The 1,199-nt window shown below is 55.5% G+C and carries 1 rRNA gene; it reads left to right on the forward strand.

Annotation, left to right across the window (positions count from 1 at the left end):
* Positions 1-1,155, forward strand: a 23S ribosomal RNA gene (locus ON41_RS07950); the annotation flags it as partial.
* Between the last annotated feature and the right edge of the window lie 44 nt (positions 1,156-1,199).

The following is a 1,199-nucleotide window of genomic DNA, read 5'->3' on the forward strand; positions in this document are numbered from 1 at the left end:
TCGCAGAGACCAGAGAGAAGCGACTGTTTACTAAAAACACAGGTCCGTGCGAAGTCGTAAGACGAGGTATACGGACTGACGCCTGCCCGGTGCCGGAAGGTTAAGAGGACCGGTTAGCGCCCTTGGGCGCGAAGCTGAGAATTTAAGCCCCGGTAAACGGCGGTGGTAACTATAACCATCCTAAGGTAGCGAAATTCCTTGTCGGGTAAGTTCCGACCTGCACGAATGGCGTAACGACTTCTCTGCTGTCTCCACCACAGACTCGGCGAAATTGCATTACGAGTAAAGATGCTCGTTACGCGCGGCAGGACGAAAAGACCCCGGGACCTTCACTATAGCTTGGTATTGGTGTTCGGTACGGTTTGTGTAGGATAGGTGGGAGACTGTGAAAGCGGCACGCTAGTGTCGTGGGAGTCGTCGTTGAAATACCACTCTGGTCGTATTGGACTTCTAACCTCGGACCGTGATCCGGTTCAGGGACAGTGCCTGGTGGGTAGTTTAACTGGGGCGGTTGCCTCCTAAAGTGTAACGGAGGCGCCCAAAGGTTCCCTCGGCCTGGTTGGTAATCAGGTGTTGAGTGTAAGTGCACAAGGGAGCTTGACTGTGAGACAGACATGTCGAGCAGGGACGAAAGTCGGGACTAGTGATCCGGCACCGGCATGTGGAAGCGGTGTCGCTCAACGGATAAAAGGTACCCCGGGGATAACAGGCTGATCTTCCCCAAGAGTCCATATCGACGGGATGGTTTGGCACCTCGATGTCGGCTCGTCGCATCCTGGGGCTGGAGTAGGTCCCAAGGGTTGGGCTGTTCGCCCATTAAAGCGGCACGCGAGCTGGGTTTAGAACGTCGTGAGACAGTTCGGTCTCTATCCGCCGCGCGCGTTAGAAACTTGAGGAAGGCTGTCCCTAGTACGAGAGGACCGGGACGGACGAACCTCTGGTGTGCCAGTTGTTCCGCCAGGGGCATGGCTGGTTGGCTACGTTCGGAAGGGATAACCGCTGAAAGCATCTAAGCGGGAAGCCTGTTCCAAGATGAGGTTTCTCACCCCTTGAAGGGGGTAAGGTCCCCAACAGATCATTGGGTTGATAGGCCGGAGCTGGAAGCGCAGTAATGTGTGGAGGTGACCGGTACTAATAGGCCGAGGGCTTACCAACGAAGGTGTTACGCGTCCACTGTGCGGTATCTGAAACAACACACC

The sequence above is a fragment of the Nocardia transvalensis NBRC 15921 genome (assembly GCF_000308875.1).
GTDB lineage: Bacteria > Actinomycetota > Actinomycetes > Mycobacteriales > Mycobacteriaceae > Nocardia > Nocardia transvalensis.